General features: G+C 64.4%; 17 protein-coding genes and 1 pseudogene. 6 read left to right on the top strand and 12 right to left on the bottom strand.

All coding sequences use genetic code 11. The features are described from left to right. Positions 1-49 precede the first annotated feature (49 nt). The 4 genes from M9955_23775 (at position 50) to M9955_23760 (ending at position 5224) form a co-directional block, all read left to right on the top strand. Positions 50-1318, top strand: a complete 1269-nt coding sequence (locus M9955_23775; GenBank protein MCO5084665.1) for a GGDEF domain-containing protein — start codon at positions 50-52, stop codon at positions 1316-1318. Positions 1319-1391: 73 nt separating this feature from the next. Continuing rightward, complete coding sequence (locus tag M9955_23770; GenBank protein MCO5084664.1) at positions 1392-2327, top strand: alpha/beta hydrolase; 936 nt, start codon at positions 1392-1394, stop codon at positions 2325-2327. A 75-nt stretch (positions 2328-2402) separates the two neighbouring features. Then, on the top strand, positions 2403-3575 hold the full coding sequence (locus tag M9955_23765; protein ID MCO5084663.1) for a CoA transferase: 1173 nt from the start codon (positions 2403-2405) through the stop codon (positions 3573-3575). Further along, on the top strand, positions 3572-5224 hold the full coding sequence (locus M9955_23760; protein ID MCO5084662.1) for a thiamine pyrophosphate-binding protein: 1653 nt from the start codon (positions 3572-3574) through the stop codon (positions 5222-5224). Before M9955_23765 ends, M9955_23760 begins: the two co-directional genes overlap by 4 nt. A gap of 2 nt (positions 5225-5226) precedes the next feature. Here M9955_23760 and M9955_23755 read toward each other — a convergent pair whose 3' ends face one another. The 6 genes from M9955_23755 to M9955_23730 all read right to left on the bottom strand — a co-directional run bounded on the left by M9955_23755 (position 5227) and on the right by M9955_23730 (position 9744). After that, complete coding sequence (locus M9955_23755) at positions 5227-5493, bottom strand: type II toxin-antitoxin system RelE/ParE family toxin (GenBank protein MCO5084661.1); 267 nt, start codon at positions 5491-5493, stop codon at positions 5227-5229. Then, positions 5477-5710, bottom strand: a complete 234-nt coding sequence (locus M9955_23750; GenBank protein ID MCO5084660.1) for a DUF6290 family protein — start codon at positions 5708-5710, stop codon at positions 5477-5479. The genes M9955_23755 and M9955_23750 overlap by 17 nt, the downstream gene beginning before the upstream one ends. Positions 5711-5873: 163 nt before the next feature. Next, positions 5874-6845: an ABC transporter substrate-binding protein gene (locus M9955_23745; protein MCO5084659.1), complete on the bottom strand. Its 972-nt coding sequence runs from the start codon at positions 6843-6845 to the stop codon at positions 5874-5876. Positions 6846-6868: 23 nt separating this feature from the next. Next, positions 6869-8023, bottom strand: a complete 1155-nt coding sequence (locus M9955_23740; protein ID MCO5084658.1) for an ABC transporter permease — start codon at positions 8021-8023, stop codon at positions 6869-6871. Then, positions 8020-8898: an ABC transporter permease gene (locus tag M9955_23735; protein ID MCO5084657.1), complete on the bottom strand. Its 879-nt coding sequence runs from the start codon at positions 8896-8898 to the stop codon at positions 8020-8022. Before M9955_23735 ends, M9955_23740 begins: the two co-directional genes overlap by 4 nt. Positions 8899-8955: 57 nt before the next feature. Then, a complete protein-coding gene (locus M9955_23730; protein MCO5084656.1) occupies positions 8956-9744 on the bottom strand; it encodes an ABC transporter ATP-binding protein in 789 nt (262 codons plus the stop codon). Positions 9745-9850: 106 nt separating this feature from the next. Between M9955_23730 and M9955_23725 the strand changes: the two genes are divergently transcribed. Then, on the top strand, positions 9851-10282 hold the full coding sequence (locus tag M9955_23725) for a cupin domain-containing protein (GenBank protein MCO5084655.1): 432 nt from the start codon (positions 9851-9853) through the stop codon (positions 10280-10282). Between the two features lie 10 nt (positions 10283-10292). Here the strand turns inward: M9955_23725 and M9955_23720 are convergent, their stop codons facing one another. From M9955_23720 to M9955_23710, 3 genes are all read right to left on the bottom strand, one after another. After that, positions 10293-10646 carry a hypothetical protein gene (locus tag M9955_23720; GenBank protein MCO5084654.1) on the bottom strand — a complete coding sequence of 118 codons (354 nt, stop codon included), beginning with the start codon at positions 10644-10646 and terminating at the stop codon, positions 10293-10295. Between the two features lie 67 nt (positions 10647-10713). Beyond that, the gene (locus M9955_23715; GenBank protein MCO5084653.1) at positions 10714-11967 is read right to left on the bottom strand and encodes a Zn-dependent hydrolase; all 1254 of its coding nucleotides are present in this window, start codon (positions 11965-11967) and stop codon (positions 10714-10716) included. Between the two features lie 69 nt (positions 11968-12036). After that, positions 12037-13365, bottom strand: coding sequence for an aspartate aminotransferase family protein (locus M9955_23710; protein ID MCO5084652.1), 1329 nt, complete (start codon positions 13363-13365; stop codon positions 12037-12039). Positions 13366-13598: 233 nt separating this feature from the next. On the opposite strand from M9955_23710, the pseudogene M9955_23705 reads away from it, so the two are divergent. Further along, positions 13599-14100 (top strand): annotated as a pseudogene (locus M9955_23705) (TetR family transcriptional regulator C-terminal domain-containing protein). A 6-nt stretch (positions 14101-14106) separates the two neighbouring features. On the opposite strand, the gene M9955_23700 reads toward M9955_23705, so the two are convergent. From M9955_23700 to M9955_23690, 3 genes are all read right to left on the bottom strand, one after another. After that, a complete protein-coding gene (locus M9955_23700; GenBank protein ID MCO5084651.1) occupies positions 14107-15849 on the bottom strand; it encodes a cation:proton antiporter in 1743 nt (580 codons plus the stop codon). A 93-nt stretch (positions 15850-15942) separates the two neighbouring features. After that, positions 15943-18405, bottom strand: coding sequence for an FAD-dependent oxidoreductase (locus M9955_23695; protein MCO5084650.1), 2463 nt, complete (start codon positions 18403-18405; stop codon positions 15943-15945). Positions 18406-18540: 135 nt separating this feature from the next. Continuing rightward, positions 18541-20079, bottom strand: a complete 1539-nt coding sequence (locus M9955_23690; GenBank protein ID MCO5084649.1) for a trimethylamine methyltransferase family protein — start codon at positions 20077-20079, stop codon at positions 18541-18543. Between the last annotated feature and the right edge of the window lie 213 nt (positions 20080-20292).

Raw genomic sequence — 20292 nt, 5'->3', positions numbered from 1 at the left:
ATGTTTGGCGGGCCAGCACCACAGGCCCGCCGGAGACACGGACGAGACGTTGCACAACAGTCTTCTGCTGATCGCCGAAGCGCTCCTCTACTTCAGCGTCATGACGACGCTGTTCCGCTGGCGCGCGCGCATCGGCATCGGCGTCTTCATGTGCGCCCTCGGCGTGATGCATTTTCTCGAAACCTATCTTGCCAGCGTCTTCTACGTCCAGTTGCCATTCGGCATCGTCTCGCCGGGCTCGGCGGTATTGTTCTCCGGGAAGCTGGCGATGCTGCTTCTCCTCTATATCAAGGAAGATGCCGCCGCCGTCCGGCAGCCGATCTACGGCCTGCTTCTCGGCAATGCGGTGATGGTGCTGATGGTGCTCGTCCTGCGTCAGCACGAGCTTGCGCTGCTCCCCAACAACAAGACGCCGGATATCGCCTTCATCGACGAGATGGGGTGGCTGATGGTCTGGGGCACAACACTGCTCTTCGTCGACGCCATACTGATCATCCTTGCCTACGAGAAGCTCGGCCGGATGTTCAGGCGCTCGCTTTTCGCGCGCATCCTCGTCTCCATCGCCTGCGTGCTGACGCTCGACCAGGCAGGTTTCTACCTCGCCCTCCGCTTCTTCAGCGACGCCCCGGCAGAGGTCTTCTTCGGGGGATGGGCGGCCAAGATGGCCGCCGCGCTGGTCTTCAGCGCGATGATGGTCGCCTATTTGAGATGGGTGGAGACGGAGCGCCTGCCGGCCCCGCGCGGCCTGAGCGACATCTTCGAGGTGCTGACCTATCGCGAACGCTACGAGGCGCTGGTGGAGACCGTCGGACGCGACAGCCTGACGGGTCTGCTGCATCGCGGACGCTTCCAGTCCGACGCCGAACAGGCGATCTCCGAGAGTCTTCGAACCGGCCAGCCGCTCAGCCTGCTGGTGCTCGATGTCGATCATTTCAAATCGATCAACGACCGGTTCGGCCACGCGGAGGGCGACCGCGTCCTGAAGTCTATCGCCACGCTGCTCGTCGAAGCCGCCGGCGAAAACGCCCAGGTCTACCGGATCGGCGGCGAGGAGTTCGCGATCCTGTGCCCGCACCCGCATGGCATGGCCCGCCTTCTCGGCGAGAACATCCGCCACGCGGTCCACGTCTCCAGTCGCAACGACAAGCTCGAACTGTCGGTCAGCGCCGGCGTCGCCACGGTCGGCGACGGCGCGTCCAGCGTCGCCGCCCTGTTCGCGCAGGCCGACGAACGCCTGTACGAGGCCAAGGCGAACGGGCGCGACCGCGTCGTCGGCGAGGCCGCGCAGGATGCCGACGGGAAGCGCAGCCACGCCTGAAGCCGGGTGACCCATTGCGCGGCTTGACGGCATCTCCCGGCATGCCGACACTTGGCACGGACCCGGGGGCGACATGCCGTTCGACAGCCGTAGCATACTGGAATCGCCGACGGGCGCGGCGTTGAACCTGCAATCGCGGCATCCCGCAGGCGCGCCGCGTGCGGTCGTGCAGATCAATCATGGGCTGGCCGAGCACTCGGCCCGCTACGAACGCTTCGCCGATTTCCTCGCCGGGCGAGGTTTCGCCGTCTATGCGCATGACCATCGCGGGCATGGCCACACAAAGGCCGCCGACGCTCCTCAGGGTCGTTTCGCCGCGCGCGACGGGGTCTCGAAAGTCCTGAAGGACGTGCTTGCCGTGCATCGGCTGATCACTGAGGAGCACCCGGCACTGCCGGTCGTCCTTTTCGGCCATTCGATGGGAGGCCTGATCGCGACAAACTTCCTCCTGCGCCACTCCGGCCGCATCGATGCCGCCGCCATCTGGAACGCCAATTTCTCGGCCGGTTTCATGGGGCGCGTCGCGCAGGCAATCCTCGCATGGGAAAAATTCCGGCTGGGATCGGACGTGCCGTCCCGCCTGCTGCCGCGACTCACATTTCAGGAATGGGGCAGAAGAGTGCCGAACCGCCGGATGCCCTTCGACTGGTTGTCGCGCGATCCCGTCGAGGTGGACAAATACATCGCCGACCCGCTCTGCGGCTGGGACGCGTCCGTCTCCATGTGGCGGGACGTGTTCGCCTTCGTTTTCGCCGGGGCGGACGACGGCAACTTCTCCGCCGTCCGCCGCGACCTGCCGATCAATCTGGTCGGCGGCGACAGCGACCCGGCGACCGATGGCGGCAAGGCGGTGTCGGACTTCGCGGCGAGGCTGCGGCGGATGGGGTTTTCGAATCTCGTTTCAACGGTTTATCCCGAAACCCGGCACGAATCCCTCAACGAGTTGAATCGAAACATCATCATGCGGGATTTCGGCGACTGGCTGGACCGGATGATTCCCGTGCGCTGACCATTGGTCGCAGGCTGCTTTCGGATGACAGCGCGGGCCGGCATTGCTACAGCCGGCGAAACAGCAAGGAGCGCCATGTCCACCCCTCCCCTCAAAGGCATACGCGTCGTCGAGCTGGCCCGCATCCTGGCCGGACCCTGGGCGGGCCAATTGCTGGCAGACCTCGGCGCCGACGTCATCAAGGTGGAGAACCCGGATGGCGGCGACGACACGCGAAAATGGGGACCGCCATTCGTCACCGGGCGCGACGGAGAGAACCTCTCGGCTGCCTATTACCATTCCTGCAATCGCGGAAAGCGTTCGATCGCGGTCGATTTCTCGACGCCCGAGGGCGTCGAGACCGTGCGCAGGCTCGTCGCGACGGCCGATGTCCTGATCGAGAACTTCAAGCTGGGCGGCCTGAAGAAATACGGTCTCGACTATGAGAGCCTGCGCGCCGTCAATCCGAAGCTCGTCTACTGCTCCATCACCGGCTTCGGCCAGACCGGACCCTATGCGCCGCGTGCCGGCTACGACTTCATCATCCAGGGCATGTCCGGCTTGATGTCGATCACCGGCGAGCCGGGGCGCGAGCCGCAGAAGGCCGGCGTTGCGGTCAGCGATATCTTCACCGGCCTCTATTCGGTCATCGCGATACAGGCCGCACTTCGCCACGCCGAAGCGACCGGCGAAGGACAGCACATCGACATGGCGCTGTTCGACAGCCAGATCTCGGTGCTTGCCAACCAGAATTTGAACTATCTCGTTTCCGGCAAGGTCCCCGTCCAGATGGGCAATGCCCATATGAACATCGCGCCCTACGAAGTGCTGCCGGTGGAGGACGGACATTTCATCCTCGCCACCGGCAACGACGCGCAGTTTCGCAAATTCTGTTCGGTGGTCGGTCTGGACCACCTGCCGGGCGACAGCCGTTACGTCGACAACGCCTCGCGTGTCGCCAACCGCGTCTCGTTGCATGATGCCATCGTCGAGGCAGTGGCAAAGTGGAAACGCGCGCCCTTGCTCGCGGAGTTGGAACGCCTTGGCGTGCCGGCGAGCCCCATCAACAATATCGGCGAGATGTTCGCCGACCCGCAGGTCGAGGCGCGCGGCATGCGCATGGATCTGGACGACGGTCACGGCAACATGCTGCCCTCAGTGCGCGCGCCGATGGTGATGTCCGCGACGCCTCTCACCTATGAACGGCCTTCGCCGCGCCTCGGCGAACATACGGCCGAAATCCTCGCCGAACTGGAGAACAAGGCATGACGCGCACCGGTGGCCAGCTGATCGTCGACGCGCTGGAGGCGAACGGCGTCGAGCGCCTTTTCTGCGTGCCGGGCGAGAGCTATCTCGCCGTGCTCGACGCGCTGCACGACTCGCCGATCAAGACCATCGTCTGCCGGCAGGAAGGCGGCGCGGCGATGATGGCCGACTGCGAGGGTCGCCTGACCGGAAAACCCGGCATCTGCTTCGTGACGCGCGGCCCCGGCGCCACCAACGCTTCGGCCGGCGTGCACATCTCGCGTCAGGATTCGGTGCCGATGATCCTGTTCATCGGCCAGATCGCGCGCGGCATCAAGGAGCGCGAGGCCTTTCAGGAGGTCGACTACAAGGCGTTTTACGGCTCGATCGCCAAATGGGTGGTCGAGATCGACGATGCGCGCCGCATCCCCGAACTCGTCACCCGCGCCTTCGCCGTCGCCACGTCCGGGCGGCCGGGTCCGGTCGTCATCTCGCTGCCGGAGGACATGCTGACCGACGAGGTCGAGACGCCAAAACCCCTGCCCTGGACGCCTGTCGAGACGCGGCCCGGCGAGCCGGAGATGGCCGCGCTTCAAGAGCTGCTTGAAAAGGCCGAGCGGCCGTTCGTCATCCTCGGCGGCACCCGCTGGACGGAGGAGTCCGTCGGACAGATGTGCGCGGCGCTGGAACGATGGTCGCTGCCGGTCGGCTGCTCGTTCCGCCGGCAGGCGCTCTGCGACCAGCTGCATCCGAACTATGCGGGCGATGTCGGCATCGGCGTCAATCCAAAACTCGGCAGCTACATCAAGCAGGCCGACCTCGTGCTGCTGGTGGGCTGCCGCTTCGGCGAGATGCCGTCCGCGGACTACACGCTGCTGAAAAGCCCCTATCCCGACCAGAAGCTTGTGCACATCTATCCGGACCCGGAGGAGCTTGGCCGCGTCTTCCGGCCGACCGTGGCGATCAACGCCACGCCCGCCGCCTTCGCAGACGCATTTTCGCACATCACGCCGTCCAGAACGCCTGTCTGGGCGAACCGCACGGAAGAGCTTCACCAGAGCTATCTCGAATGGTCGACACCGCCAGCCACCGGGCCGGGCAAGGTGCTGATGGGGCCGATCATGGCGCATCTGGAGACGGTGCTGCCGGAGGACGCGATCATCTGCAACGGCGCCGGCAATTTCGCGACATGGATGCATCGCTTCCACCGGCATCGCCGCTTCAACACGCAGGCCGCGCCGACTTCGGGCAGCATGGGCTACGGCATGCCCGCAGGCGTGGGCGCCAAGGCCGTATTCCCGGACCGCGAGGTGATCGTCTGGGCCGGCGACGGCGATTTCCTCATGCACGGACAGGAGTTCGCCACCGCCGTGCAATACGATCTGCCGGTGATCGTGGTGATCCTGAACAACGGCATCTACGGCACGATCCGCATGCATCAGGAGCGCGAATATCCTGGCCGGGTGTCCGGCACGACGCTGCGCAATCCGGATTTCGCCGCCTACGCCATCGCCTTCGGCGGACATGGTGAGACGGTTAGCGAAACGTCCGAATTCGCGCCCGCCTTCGAACGCGCGCGAAAAAGCGGCAAGCCCGCGATCATCGAGGTCAAGCTCGACCCCGAAGCGATCACACCCGCACGCACGCTGACGGACATAAGAGAGAAGCGTTGAAATCAGCGATAGACGTCGCCTCGATGACCGATATCGATCACGAGAACGACCAGACGCCGATCCTCAATCCGGCATATGATGCGATAGTCGCCAACGCGATAGCGCCACTGGCCGCGCAGAGCACCCGATAGCGCCTGCCCTTGAGACCGAGGATCGTCGATCCTGGCGATTCGCTCGTCAAGGAAAGTGACTATTCTGCGCGCGACCTTCCGATCGAGCTTGGACAATGTTCTTTCAGCAGGCTCGGTGTACTCAATCGTCCAAGCCAAGCCGACGCTTCACTTCCGCTGAGGTGTATGTCCGGATTTCGCCACGCTCAAGCCGATCCAAAATTTCATCAGAGCGGCGGACGTCTTCCTCGTCTTCAAGATCTTCCAGCCCCCGCAGGATGGCTTCGCGAAGCACGGTCTCGCGTGAACGCCCCGTATTCTTCGCGAAACGCTGTACGATCGCGTCGATATCGGCATCGATGGATATATTGGCCATAACAAATCTCCAGAACCTCAATATAGCATCCCGGGGCAGCGGCCGCGACCCCGCTACAATATCAAAGACGACGCTGGCTCTTCACCATTTCTGGACAAGGGCATGACGGCATAAAAAAGGGGCGGTCGCCCGCCCCTTTCAGATGCTTTCGCCGAGATGCGTCCTATTTGATCGCCTTGTCGGTGATCGCGGTGGTGAAGCCGCCTTCCGCCGGCTTGGAGATGATTTTCTGGTCGAGCAACGCCTGCGCCGTGCGCTCGTAGGCCGCCGGGATCAGCTTGCCGTCGGCATTGTCGATCAGCTTCGCCACCTCGCCCATCATGCGCTTCTGGTGGTTTTCGTCCTGACCGCCGTTCTCGACCACAATGTCGGCCGCTTCGTCAGGATTCTCCGTGGCGTATTTCCAGCCCTTCATCGAGGCGCGCACGAAGCGGACCATCTTGTCCTCGAAGGCCGGGTCCTTCAGCTTGTCTTCCACCGTGTAGAGGCCGTCCTCAAGCAGGTCGTTGCCCATCTCCGAATAGTTGAAGACGATCAAATCCTCCGGCTTGTAGCCGGCGTCGATCAACTGCCAGTATTCGTTGTAGGTCATCACCGAGATGCAGTCGGCCTGCTTCTGGATCAGCGGCTGCACGTCGAAGGACTGCTTCAGCACCGTCACGCCATCCGGACCGCCTTCGGTCGAGAGGCCGAGCTTGTTCATCCAGGCGTAGAACGGATACTCGTTGCCGAAGAACCAGACGCCGAGCGTCCTGCCCTTGAAGTCGGCCTCGGTTTTCACCGGCCCATCCTTCGGGCAGACCATTTCCATGCCCGCCTTCTTGTAAGGCTGTGCGATGTTGATCAGGTTGACGCCCTTGTCGCGCGCCGCCAGAGCAGCCGCCATCCAGGTGACGATTACGTCGGCGCCGCCGCCCGCGATCACCTGCTCGGGCGCGATGTCCGGGCCGCCGGGCTTGATGGTGACGTCGAGGTTCTCCTCCTCATAAAAACCCTTGTCCTTGGCGACGTAGTAGCCGGCGAACTGCGCCTGCGTCACCCATTTGAGCTGCAGCGTCACGGCGTCGGCGGCCATCGCCTGCGCCGCGGCGAACGACATCGCGCCCGCCAGCATGGATACGATAAGTTTCTTCATGCTCGTTACCCTCTGAAGTTGGTCTATCCCCCGCGGACAGACGGATGCCAGAACGTCACCACCCGCTCGACGAGGGCGACGATGCCATAAAACACCGAGCCGGCGACCGCTGCGACAGCGATTTCGGCCCAGACCATGTCGATGTTCATGCGGCCGACCTCGGTGGAGATCCGGAAGCCCATGCCCACCACGGGCGTCCCGAAGAATTCCGCGACGATAGCGCCGATCAAAGCCAAAGTGGAGTTTATTTTCAAGGCGTTGAAGATGAACGGCGCGGCCGCCGGCAGACGCAGCTTGAACAGCGTCTGCCAATAGGAGGAAGCGTAGGTGCGCATCAGGTCGCGCTCCATTGCGCCGCTGGCGGCCAGCCCGGTCACCGTGTTCACCAGCATCGGGAAGAACGTCATGATGACCACGACGGCGGCTTTCGAGGGCCAGTCGAAGCCGAACCACATCACCATGATCGGCGCGACGCCGATGATCGGCAGCGCCGACACCATGTTGCCGATGGGCAGAAGCCCGCGCCGCAGGAAACCGATGCGGTCCGCAAGGATCGCCACCACGAAACCGGATACGCAGCCGAGCACATAGCCGGCCAGCACCGCCTTGAAGATGGTCTGCCGCACATCCGCAAACAGGATGGGCAAGGAATTCGCGATGCGCGCGCCAATGGCGCTGGGCGGCGGCAGCAGCACGAACGGAATGCCGAAGCCGCGCGTCAGCGCTTCCCAGATGATCAACAGCCACACGCCGAAGATCGCCGGGATGACGAGGCGCAGCACCCCGTCGAGCGCACGATTGCCGGTCTTGATGGAGGACAGCACCGTGACGAGACGCCAGGCAAGAAGCCAGCCGGCCGCAACGAGCAGGAAGAACGGCGCGAGCGCGGTTCCCTCGTAGCCGGCAATGCCCGTCAACAGCAGCCACGCTGCGGCATGCGCCGCGAAAAACAGGATCGTGGCCTCTCCCAGAGCCGACAGCCGCGCCATCGAGGCGGCCGCACCGACGATCAGCAGGATGCGGATCAGGCCTGCGGTGCCGAGGAACGGATAGTCGATGGTCGCCGTCGGATTGGCGCGCGCGTCGAGTTCCAGCGAACTCATGGCCGGCAGCGCCATCGCGGCGAAGCAGAGCACGATGGCGAGAACGGCCTGCCAGGACGGGCGGACAAAACTCATGCCAGCCGCGCTCCCATGGCGCGTTCGACCAGCCGGCCGACGATGCCGACCAAAGTCACCAGAAGCGCTGCGACGACAGATCCGGCCACGAGTGCAGCCCATATGTCGATCGTCTGGCTGTAGTAGGAACCGGCGAGCAGCTTCGAGCCGATGCCGGCCACCGCGCCGGTCGGCAGTTCGCCGACGATGGCGCCGACGAGGCTGGCGGCGATCGCGACCTTCATCGAGGCGAACAGAAACGGCACCGACGCCGGCACGCGCAGCTTCCAGAAAGTCTGCGCCCTGGTCGCGCTGTAGGTGTGCATCAGGTCGAGATGCATGAGGTCCGGCGAACGCAATCCCTTCACCATCCCGACCGCCACGGGAAAGAACGAGAGATACGTGGAGATCATCGCCTTGGGGATGATGCCGGTGACGTTCACGGCCGCCAGCACGACGATGATCATCGGCGCGATGGCGAGGATCGGGATCGTCTGCGAGGCGATGATCCACGGCATCAGGCTGCGTTCCAGCGCCTTGGTGTGGATGATGCCCACGGCGATCAGGATGCCCAGCACGGTGCCGAAGGCGAAGCCGAGCACGGTCGAGGAAAGCGTCACCCAGGAATGGTAGACGAGGCTGCGGTTGCTGGTCACCTTGCGCAGGAAGGTGTTCTCGAAGACGTTCTGCGCCACCTGATGCGGCGCCGGCAGGGTGGGTTTGGGCTGCGAGAGCGTCTGGCCGATGAACTCCATCGTTCCGGGCGTCACGCCGCCGCGCTGGTTCATGTCCCGCTGGAACGGCGCGTTCATGAACACCGCCGCGACATACCAGACCGCGACCAGCACCAGCAGGATCGACAGGACCGGCCAGATCTTTTCGCGGAAGATGGTCATGCGCGCTGCGCCCAACTGGTGAGCACCGGTGAGGGGTATACTTGCGGACCTCCAGCCTCAATCCTCATAGCTGTGCCCTGCTCTGAGGCCCTCGCGGACGCGGGCGGCGATCTCCAGGAATTCCGGCGTCTCGCGTATGTCGAGCGGACGCTCCTTCGGCAATGTCGATTCGATGACGTCGGTGACCCGGCCGGGTCGCGGCGACATCACCACGATGCGGGTGGAAAGATACACCGCCTCGGGGATCGAATGGGTGACGAAGCAGATCGTCTTGTCGGTCGCCGCCCAGAGCTTGAGCAACTGTTCGTTGAGGTGATCGCGCACGATCTCGTCCAGCGCGCCGAAGGGTTCGTCCATGAGCAGCAGGTCCGCGTCGAAGGCGAGAGCGCGGGCGATCGAGGCGCGCTGCTGCATGCCCCCCGAAAGCTGCCATGGAAATTTCTTCTCGAAGCCGGCGAGATTGACCAGTTCGAGCATGCGCTTCACGCGCGCCTTCTGCTCGCTTCCGGAAACGCCCATCACCTCCAGCGGCAGCGCGACATTCTTCTCGATGGTGCGCCACGGCAGCAGGGCCGCCGCCTGGAAGACATAGCCGTAGGCGCGGCGTTTGCGCGCCTCCTCCGGCGTCATGCCGTTGACGGTGATGGCGCCTGCCGTCGGCTGTTCGAGGTCCGCGATGGTGCGGAGGAAGGTCGTCTTGCCGCATCCGGAAGGGCCGATGAAGGACACGAACTCGCCCTTGCCGATCGACAGATCGACGTTGGAAAGGGCCTGCACCGGCCCGTCATTGGTGGCAAAGGTGAGCCCGAGCCTGCTCGCGGAAACGACGGAAGGCTGGCCGGTCATGTCGGCACGCCGCCCTCTTTCGGGAGCTTGCTCAGGCACCCTACGATTGCTTTTTTCATCGTGCTGAATTCCACTCGCCGTCCCACTACCTTGCGGAGTACCTTGCGTGTCCGAGCCAGCAAACGCAACCTGCCACGTCATCCGTCCCGGCGAAGCCTATGCCGGCAAGCAGGGACTGAACTATTTCGCGGGCATCGCGGCGGAGACCGTCGGCTCCACCGGCATCTGCATGCACCTTTTGACGCTGCCGCCCGGCGCCCGCGCCAAGGCGCATCTGCACGAAAGCCACGAAACGGCGATCTATGTGCTGTCGGGCGAGGCGCACACCTGGTTCGGCGAGCGGTTGCAGCATCATGCCGTCACCCGGGCCGGCGAGATGATGTACATACCGGCCGGCGTGCCGCACCTGCCCGCCAATCTCAGCGACGCGCCGGTCTCGGCCGTCATAGCCCGCACGGACCCGAACGAACAGGAAAGCGTGGTGCTGCTGCCGCATCTCGACGCGCTGGTGCCCGAAACGCCGAAGATGGCTGGATGACCGCCTTGGTCTAGTCGCATGGGCCGACCGCGCCCCACTGGCTGCCGTCCTCGTCGACGATCGAGTAGGCGTCCGCGCCCGCGACCTTCTCGATCCGCATCGTGCCGGTCGTCTTGTACTCCTCGCCCTCATGGGAACAGAGCACGTCGATCAGGAACGCGCCCTCGCCTTGGGGGCGGATGGTCGTGAAGATGCAGCCCGTCACGAAGGTGGAAACCTCCTCCGACGTCAGGAGAAGCAGGCTGTCGTCGCCATAGTCGCCATTCGCGGCGAAACGGCATCCCGCCTCGTTGCCATAGGGACCAGCGATGTCGAGGGTGGCGGCGGATGCGGAAACGATGGCGACCGCGAACGCCACCGCCATAGGAAAGAGCGTCGGGACAAGGGACCGTGTGACGCTTCGCAGGAGAGCCTCCACGGTCGCTGTCCGATCAGTCGGTGACGATCTCGGCCGTTTCGAGCACGGCGTGCAGAAGCACGTCGCATCCGCCTGCCGCCCAGTCCCTGGAGATCTCTTCCGCCTCATTGTGCGAAAGACCGCCCACGCAGGGGCAGAAGATCATCGTCGCCGGCGCGACCTTGGCTGCCCAGCAGGCGTCGTGTCCGGCGCCGGAGATAATGTCCATATGCGTGTAGCCGAGCTTTTCCGCGGCGGAGCGCACACGGCCGACGAGCGTCGGGTCGAAGGTGACGGGATCGAAATGGCCCACGGCCTCGACCGAGCAGCCGACGCCCAGTTCGTTGCAGATCGCCTTCGCCTTCGTCTCGATGGTGGCACGCATGCGGTCGAGCTTCGCCTGATCCGGCGTGCGGATGTCGACGGTGAAGACCACCTTGCCCGGCAGCACGTTGCGGGAGTTCGGCGTGAACTTCACCTGTCCGACACCGCCAACGGCGCCCGGCTGATTTTCCATAGCCACCGCCTGCACCATCTCGAAGATGCGGGCCATGGCAAGCCCGGCATTGACGCGCATCGCCATAGGCGTCGAGCCGGTGTGCGCCTCGCGGCCGGTCAGCGTGAACTCCAGCCACCACAGGCCCTGACAGTGTGTGACGACGCCGATCTGCTTCGTCTCGGCCTCGAGGATAGGTCCCTGCTCGATATGATATTCGAAATAGGCGTGCATCTTGCGCGCGCCGACTTCCTCGTCGCCGAGCCAGCCGATGCGCTTCAGCTCGTCGCTGAAAATCTTGCCGTCGAGGTCCTGCCGGCTATAGGCATAGTCAAGCGTGATCGCTCCGGCGAACACGCCGGACGCAACCATCGCCGGAGCGAAACGGGCGCCTTCCTCGTTGGTCCAGTTGGTGACCACGATGGGATGCTTTGTCCTGATGCCGAGATCGTTCATGGAGCGAACGACCTCCAGCCCGGCCAGCACGCCCAGCACGCCGTCATACTTGCCGCCGGTAGGCTGCGTGTCGAGATGGCTGCCGACATAGACGGGAAGCGCGTCCGGGTCGGTGCCGGGCCGGGTCGCGAACATGGTGCCCATCTTGTCGACGCCCAGCGTCAGCCCGGCGTCCTCGCACCATTTCTGGAAAAGGCGACGGCCTTCCGCGTCTTCATCGGTCAATGTCTGGCGATTGTTGCCGCCGGCGACGCCAGGACCGATTTTCGCCATTTCCATCAACGAATCCCAGAGACGATCCGGATTGATCCGCAAATTCTCGCCTGGCGCCGCCATGCGCATGCCCTCTCATTCTGTTGAGGCAGGGCCGCGGTTCCCGACGCGGCCTCGCCTGCACAAGTCCTGTCAGTCGATCATGCGCAGCACTTCGCGCACATGGTCGACCAGTTCGTCGATCTGTCCCTTCGTGATGATCAGCGGCGGCGACAGCGCGATGATGTCGCCTGTGGTGCGGATCAGCGCGCCGCGCTCGAACGCCTTCACGAAGGCCGAGAACGCACGCTTCGTAGGCTGTCCGGCGATCGGCTGCAACTCGATAGCGCCGACGAGGCCGATATTGCGGATGTCGATGACATGCGGCTCACCCTTGAGCGAATGCAGCGCTTCCTCGAAATGCGGAGCAAGCTCGGCCGCGCGGGTGAGCAGCCCCTCTTCCTTGTAGGTGTCGAGCGTGCCGAGGCCGGCCGCGCAGGCGATCGGATTGCCCGAATAGGTATAGCCGTGGAAGAATTCGATCAGGTGCTCCGGCCCGTTCATGAAGGCGTCGTGGATTTCCTTCTTCACGAACACCGCCCCCATCGGAATGACGCCGTTGGTGACGCCCTTGGCCGTGGTGATGATGTCCGGCGTCACGCCGAAGTAGTCTGCGGCGAAAGGCGTGCCGAGACGGCCGAATCCGGTGATGACCTCGTCGAAGATCAGCAGGATGCCGTGCTTGGTGCAGATGTCGCGCAGGCGCTGGAGGTAGCCCTTCGGCGGGATGAGCACGCCGGTCGAGCCGGCCATCGGCTCGACGATGACGGCGGCGATGGTCGATGCGTCATGCAGCGTGACGATGCGTTCCAGCTCGTCTGCCAGATCGGCGCCATGCTCGGGCTCGCCCTTCGAGAAGGCGTTCTTGGCCGGAAGGTGCGTGTGCGGCAGATGATCGACGCCGGTCAGCAGCGTGCCGAACATCTTGCGATTGGTGACGATGCCGCCGACCGAGATGCCGCCGAAGTTCACGCCGTGATAGCCGCGCTCGCGCCCGATCAGCCGGAAGCGCGAGCCGTCGCCTTTCACGCGATGATAGGCGAGCGCTATCTTCAGCGCCGTTTCCACCGATTCGGAGCCCGAATTGGTGAAGAAGACGTGGTCCATGCCGGCCGGCGCGATATCGACCAGGCGGTTGGCGAACTCGAACACGATCGGATGCCCCATCTGGAAGGCCGGGGCATAGTCGAGTTCGGCTGCCTGCTGCTGGATCGCTTCCGTGATCTTCGGCCGGCAGTGGCCGGCATTCACGCACCAGAGCCCGGCCGTGCCGTCGAGCACCTTGCGGCCGTCGGTCGTGGTGTAATGCATGTCCTTGGCGGACACGAACATGCGCGGCGCCTGCTTGAACTGCCGATTGGCAGTGAAGGGCATCCAGAAGGCGCTCAGATCGTTGGGCGTGACTTTCAGGCGGTTCGACATGACCAAGCTTCCTCTAATTGCGGTTTCGGAACGGCCAACGCTTGGTTCTGCCTGCGCTTTCGTGTACGCAAATTTGACCGAATGGACAAACGTTAGCATCGCCATGCAGGCGGTCAAGGGGACTGATAGCTGAAATGCTCACAGCCTCACGCGCTCCACGCGCCGGAAATCTCTGGTCCAGTCGATTAGGCCAAATCGTCGCCTTTGCTCCTGTCCCGGGAGGTGCCTGAAACTTGGCCGCCAAAAGCGCACATCCCCGCACGCGCATCCAGAACGAAAGGCGCGACGCCATTCTGGAAGCGGCGCTGGAAGTCTTTTCGGCGCATGGCTTCCGCGGCTCCACAATAGACCAGATCGCCGATGCGGCGGGCATGTCGAAGCCCAACCTGCTCTATTATTTCCGCAGCAAGGAGGACATCCATTCGACGCTGCTCGCCCGGCTGCTCGACACCTGCCTGGCGCCCCTGCGCGAGCTCGACGATATTGGCGATCCGCTGACAGCTCGTGGACGAGAAGGTCGAAGTCATCAGAGGCTGGATGCGCTCCGGCAGGATCGCGCGGACCGATCCCTATCACCTGATCTTCTCGATCTGGGCGACGACCCAGCACTACGCAGACTTCGACGTCCAGGTGCGTGCCGTGCTCGGTCCCGACCGGGGCGGCGACGGGCGCTTCGAGGATGCGGCGCGTTTCCTCGAACAGCTCTTTCTGGAGGGCCTGAAGCCCAAGGCCTGACGCGTCTCACGCTTCGCCGGCGCTTCCCTGCAGATTGAGCGCCTTGCGGCGGTCGGCCATCTCGTTCACAGCTTCCCGCAGCTCCGGATGACGCGACATGAACTGGTTGAAGTCGCGCCGCTCCAGCACCAGCAACTGGCAGAAATCGACGGCGGTCACGTCGGCGGTCCGCCGCTCGCCGCTGAGCAGCGCCATCTCACCGAAGAAGCTGCCGGCATCGAGGCGGAAGACTTTTCCGTGCACGGTCACGTCGATCTTGCCGGAAGTGATGAAGTACATGGTTGTACCGCGATCTCCGGCCCGGATGATGCGGTCTCCCGGCGCGGCCGTCTGCGGCCTGAACAGCAGCAGAAGTTCCTCCTGTCCCGATTTGTCGATCCTGGAAAACAACGGAAAGGTGCCGAGGAGTTCGGTAATCTGGCGCTCCTGTTCGTGCTCGCGCGCCTCGGCCGCCGCGCGCGCAACCTCCAGGTCATGGACGAGCGCCCGGAGCTTCGCCCTGCCGAAGCCGGACCAGCCCGACGGCCCGCTCGTCTGCATCCATTTTTGAGCGATACCGGCCGCAAGAAGAGCCAACGGGTTCAGGGTGACCGACAGCAGCGCACCCGCCAGGATGAGGTCCTGCCCCTCCTCCGACAGCAGCCCGTGCGCGATGCCCAGACCGGCGAGGATGAACGAAAACTCGCCGACCTGCGCGAGACTGGCTCCGATGCCGAGCGCCATGCCGACCGGATACCTCAGCAGCAATACGATCGCGACCGCGACGATCGACTTGCCGATCATGATAATGGCCAGAACCCCTAGCACCTTGCCCGGCGCCTCGACGATGACCATCGGGTTGAAGAGCATGCCGATCGATACGAAGAACAGGACCGAGAACGCGTCCTGCAACGGCAGCGAATTCGCCGCCGCGCGATGGCTGAGATGCGACTCGCTCATGACCACGCCGGCGAAGAACGCGCCGAGCGCGAAGGAAACGCCGAACGCCGCGGCGGCGCCGAAGGCGATTCCCAAGGCGATCGCAAGCACGGTCAGCGTAAAAAGCTCCCGCGACCCGGTTCGTGCCGCGCGCGTCAGGATGCCCGGCACGATCTTCGGGCCAAGCGCGACGGCAAGCGCCGTGAAGGCGGCAACCTTGATCAGCGTGACGCCCAGAACCAGCAACACCGATTGTCCGCCGGCTCCTGCATCGTGCCCACCATCGGCGGAGATCGGATGACCACCGAGCATTTCCGCGAAGGCCGGCAGCAGCACCAGCGCAAGCACCATGGCAAGGTCTTCCACGATGAGCCAGCCGATCGCGGCGCGGCCCATGGGCGTCGAAACGAGATTGCCTTGTTCAAGCGCCTTGAGCAGCACCACCGTGCTCGCCACGGAAAGGCTCAGACCGAAGACGATGGCCTCGCCCGTCGTCCAGCCCCAAAGGGAGGAAAGTCCCATGCCGAGAAGCGTCGCCACGACGATCTGGCCGATGGCGCCGGGCACGGCCAGACCTCGAACGGCAAGAAGGTCGGAGACGGAAAAGTGAAGGCCCACGCCGAACATGAGCAGGATGACACCGAGTTCGGCCAACTGGCCGGCCAGTGCGGGATCAGCGACGAAGCCCGGCGTGAACGGACCGACACAAACGCCGGCCACGAGATAGCCGACCAGCGTCGGGAGCCTGAGCCTGTCAGCGATGTAGCCGAAGATGGCGGCCAGCACGAAGCCGATCGCGACAATCGCTATCAAGCTGGTGTCGTGGTGCACGCGTCGCCCCCGGTTGCACCAGACTTTCTGGACACTCCCCCCCCGTGCGTCAAGGTCGCGCGGACAGGCTCAACGCAGCCCGCCGCACACCGCTCATCCGCGCAAGCGCTTCATGTCCGCGTCGAACAGCGGAATGGGCTGCAGGCGCGCGGCGTGACGCTTGCCGAGCAGTTCGATCTCGAAGCCGTCCGTTTCGTCGGCGATCTCCTTCGGCACATAGCCGAGCGCCACCGATTGCCGCGCATTGTGGGCGTAGCCGCCGGACGTCACCCAGCCCTGCACCTTGCCGCCGAACCAGATAGCCTCGTCGCCGATCACGTCGGCGTCCGCCGCATCCATGACGAAGGCCCTGAGCCGCAGCCTGCCGCCGCTTGCCTTTTCGGCCGACGCGCCGGCCTTGCCGATGAAATCCGCCGGCTTGTTGTAAGCGACGAAGCGATCGAGACCGGCTTCCAACGGGCCATAGATCGGCCGGTATTCGCGCGCCCACGAGCCGTAGTTCTTTTCGAGCCGCAGGGAATTGAGAGCCCGGCCGCCGAACAGGCCGATGCCGAATTCCGCGCCTGCCTCCATCACCATGTGAAAGACATGACGCTGGTATTCCGGCTCCATCCAGATCTCGTAGCCGAGATCGCCCGTGTAGCTGACGCGGCCGACGATGGCGGGCGCCATGCCCGCATCCATCCGCCGGATCGCCATAAAGGGGAACGCGGCGTTGGAAACGTCGTCGCGGGTAAGCTTCGCCAGAACATCCCGCGCCTTCGGGCCTGCGATTGACAGGCCGACGAGTTTCTGGCCCAGCGCCTCGACGGCGACGGAGCCGTCAGCCGGCAGATGCTGCTCGAACCAGCGCGTATGGTACTGCTCGGCGATGCCGGAGCCGAAGATCATCCATTCGGGGGATTCCGAGAGGACGCCCGTCACCGGATATTTTGCCGGCCCCAGATTGGCCAGCGTGAAATCGCCGACCAGCTTGCCGTCTTCCTTGAGCATCGGCGCAAGCGTCATGCGCCCCGGCGCGGGCAGCTTGCAGGCGAGCATCCGGTCGAGCCATTCGGCTGCGCCCGGGCCGGTGACCCGATACTTCGCAAAGCTGGAGATTTCCGACAAGCCGACGCCTTCGCGCACGGTGCGCACTTCCCTGCCGACATGCTCGAAGTCGGTCGAGCGGCGCCACGAGAACTCGTCCTTCACGCCCTCCGGCGCGTACCAGAGCGGCACCTCCAGCCCGTAGGCGACGCCGAACTGCGCGCCGCGTGCCGAGAGAAGGTCGTAGACCGGCGTGGTCCTGAGCATGCGGCCGGCCGGCAACTCCTCGTTCGGAAAACGGATGGAGAAGCGCCGCGAATAGTTCTCGCGCACCTTGGCGTTGGTGTAGCGCATCGACGCCCAGTCGCCGTAGCGCGCGACATCCATAGCCCAGATGTCGAATCCCGGATCGCCGTCGATCATCCAGTTGGAGAGCGCCAGACCGACGCCGCCGCCCTGCGAAAAACCCGCCATGACGCCGCAGGCGACCCAGAAGCCCGGCAGGCCGCGCACCGGGCCGACCAGCGGATTGCCGTCCGGCGCGAAGGTGAAGGGGCCGTTGATGATCTGCTTGATGCCCGCCTTCTGGAACGCCGGAAAGTGTCGAAAGCCGACTTCCAGCGAGGGCGCGATGCGGTCGATGTCGGGCTCCAGCAGTTCATGGCCGAAATTCCATGGAGTCTCATGCTCCGACCACGGCTTGTTCGCCCTTTCATAGGTGCCCATGAGCATGCCACCGCGCTCCTGGCGCAGGTAAAGCTCGCCGTCGAAATCGACGGCATGGATCACTTCCTTGCCGGTCGAGGCGTTGATCTCGGCGACCTCCGGCATGTCCTCGGTGATGAGATACATGTGCTCCATGGCGAGAACCGGCAGTTCCAGCCCGACCATGCGGCCGACCTCGCGCGCCCACAGGCCGCCCGCATTCACCACATGCTGCGCGACCACATTGCCCTTGTTCGTCACCACCTGCCATGATCCGTCCGGCAGGCGCTTGATGTCCTCCACCTTGGTGAAGCGCTCGACCTCCGCGCCCAGCTTGCGCGCAGCCTTGGCATAGGCGTGGGTGACGCCGGCCGGGTCGAGATGGCCGTCTTCGGAATTGCGCACCGCCCCGACGAACTGCTTTGGATCGATCAGCGGCATCAGCCGATGCGCTTCTTCCGCGGAGATCTCTTCGAGATCGAGGCCGAGATAGCGGCCCTTGGCGACGACTCCGCGCAGCCAGTCCATCCGCGCCTCGGTGGCGGCGAGCAGCACGCCGCCGGTAATGTGCACGCCGGTCGCCTGTCCCGAAAGCTCCTCGATCTCCTTGTAAAGGTCGATCGTGTATTTCTGCAGCTTGGCGACGTTGGGATCGCCGTTGATCGTATGCATGCCGCCGGCGGCGTGCCACGTGGAGCCGGACGTCAGTTCGTCGCGCTCCAGCAGCACGACGTCCGTCCAGCCGGCGCGCGCCAGATGGTAGAGCACCGAGCAGCCGACAACGCCTCCGCCGATGACCACGACCTGTGCATGCAATTTCATGGTTTTCGATTCTCGTTCAACGGGTTGGATGAAGGACTGGATTCCGGGTGTGAGGGCGGTGAATCGACACTTTAGGATTACGCCCCATCCGGCAACCGTCATCCGTCGCCTGACGGCGAACGGAGCGCTCTGCGATCACGGTTCGCCCGCTCCAATCTCTTCGCGGCGCTTTGCCATATAGGCTTCGAGTTCCTCGCGGCGGGCCGGGTCCATTGTCGGCTCCCGGTATTCCTCCAGCGCCTTCTTCCAGAGCCGGGTGGCGCGCTGGGTCGCGTCCAGCCCCCCCGCTTCCTGCCATGCCTCGAAATTCTGCCAGTTGGACAGCAGCGGCTGGTAGAAGGCCGTCGAATAGCGCTCCAGCGTGTGCGGCTCGCCGAAGAAATGGCCGCCGGTCGGTACGCGGCCGAGCGCATCGAGCGCCAGTTCGCCCTCGTTCACCTCGATCGGGCGCAAAAACTCCATCATGTGCTGGATCATCTCGACGTCGATGATGAGCTTTTCGAACGACGCGGTGAGCCCGCCCTCCTGCCAGCCGGCGGCGTGGTAGACGAGGTTGCCGTGGCCGAGCACCGCCCCCCACAGCGCCATCATCGTCTCATAGGCGCCCTGCGCGTCCGCCGCATTCGAAGCCGAACCCGGCGTCGTACGGTAGGGAAGATCGTAGCGCCGCGCGAGTTGTCCCGAGGCGACATTGGCCTTGGTGTTCTCCGGCGTGCCAAAAGCCGGCGCGCCGGATCGCATGTCGACATTGGAGGTGAAGGCGCCATAGATTACGGGCGCGCCGGGCCGCACGAGCTGCGTCAGCACCACGCCGAACAGCGCCTCGGCATTTTGCTGGGCGAGCGCGCCGGCCAGCGTCACCGGGCTCATCGCGCCCATTAGCGTGAACGGCGTTACGCAGACCGACTGGCCGAATTCCGACATGGTCATCAGCCCGTCCGCCATGGCGTCGTCGAAACGGCGCGGCGAGTTGACGGAGATGATCGTGGTGACGGCCGGATCGCCGCGCATCTCGTCCAGCGTCAGGCCGCGCGCGATCGCGGCCATGGAAATGCCGTCGAGCGCCCTGCCCCGGCCGATGGCCGAGACGTGAAACGCCTTGTCGGTCAGCGCCAGATTGGCGAAGTAGGTGTCGAGGTGGCGCGAAGTCGCCGGCAGCTCGACCGGCGCGCAGACCTGATTGCCCAGCATGTGGATGCAGTTGAAATGCTGCGCCAGCCGCACAAGATCGCAATAGTCGCGATGGTTGCCGGCCCGCCGGCCACGCTCGAAATCGTGCACGTTGGGCGGCCCGGCGACGAGTGTGAAGTTGATGGCGTTGCCGCCGATATGGACCGCGCGTTCCGGATTTCGCGGCGTCAGCGTGACGGATGACGGGGCGGTAGCCAGAGCCTGCTCCACGAGGCCGCGATCGACGCGGACGTTCGAGGTCGCATGGTCGACCGTGGCGCCGGCCTTCCCGAACAGTGCCAGCGCGCGCGAGCTCATCAGCTCGATGCCGAAATTTTCGAGGATATGGAGGGAGGCCTCGTGAATCGCCTCGATCTGGTCGTCCGACAGGATCGCCATCGGCGGATAGGGATTGACGACCTGCCTGAGCGGCAGTTGCGGAATGGCGGCACCGGTCCTTGCATGGGTACGGTCGGCGCTGCGTCGGCTGCGAAGTGCGGTCATGCGCGCATCAAAACCGGCACGGGGTACCCAGTCTGTCAGAAATGCGCCCTGCATGGACGCGATTTTAGCTGAGGCGGCATCGATCGATCGCAACCATCAACAATGCGACACCAAATGCCGTGATCGCAGTATTTCCTTGTAAGGCGCGCACGCCGCCTCATTCGTTAACAATTGGCGAAAGACTCCCTTTATGATTTCCGCCTAAGACTTTTC

The organism is Rhizobiaceae bacterium (assembly GCA_023953845.1).
Taxonomy (GTDB): domain Bacteria; phylum Pseudomonadota; class Alphaproteobacteria; order Rhizobiales; family Rhizobiaceae; genus Arvimicrobium.
Note: the sequence above shows the minus strand (reverse complement) of the source record. Positions and strands in the feature narration are given on the sequence as shown.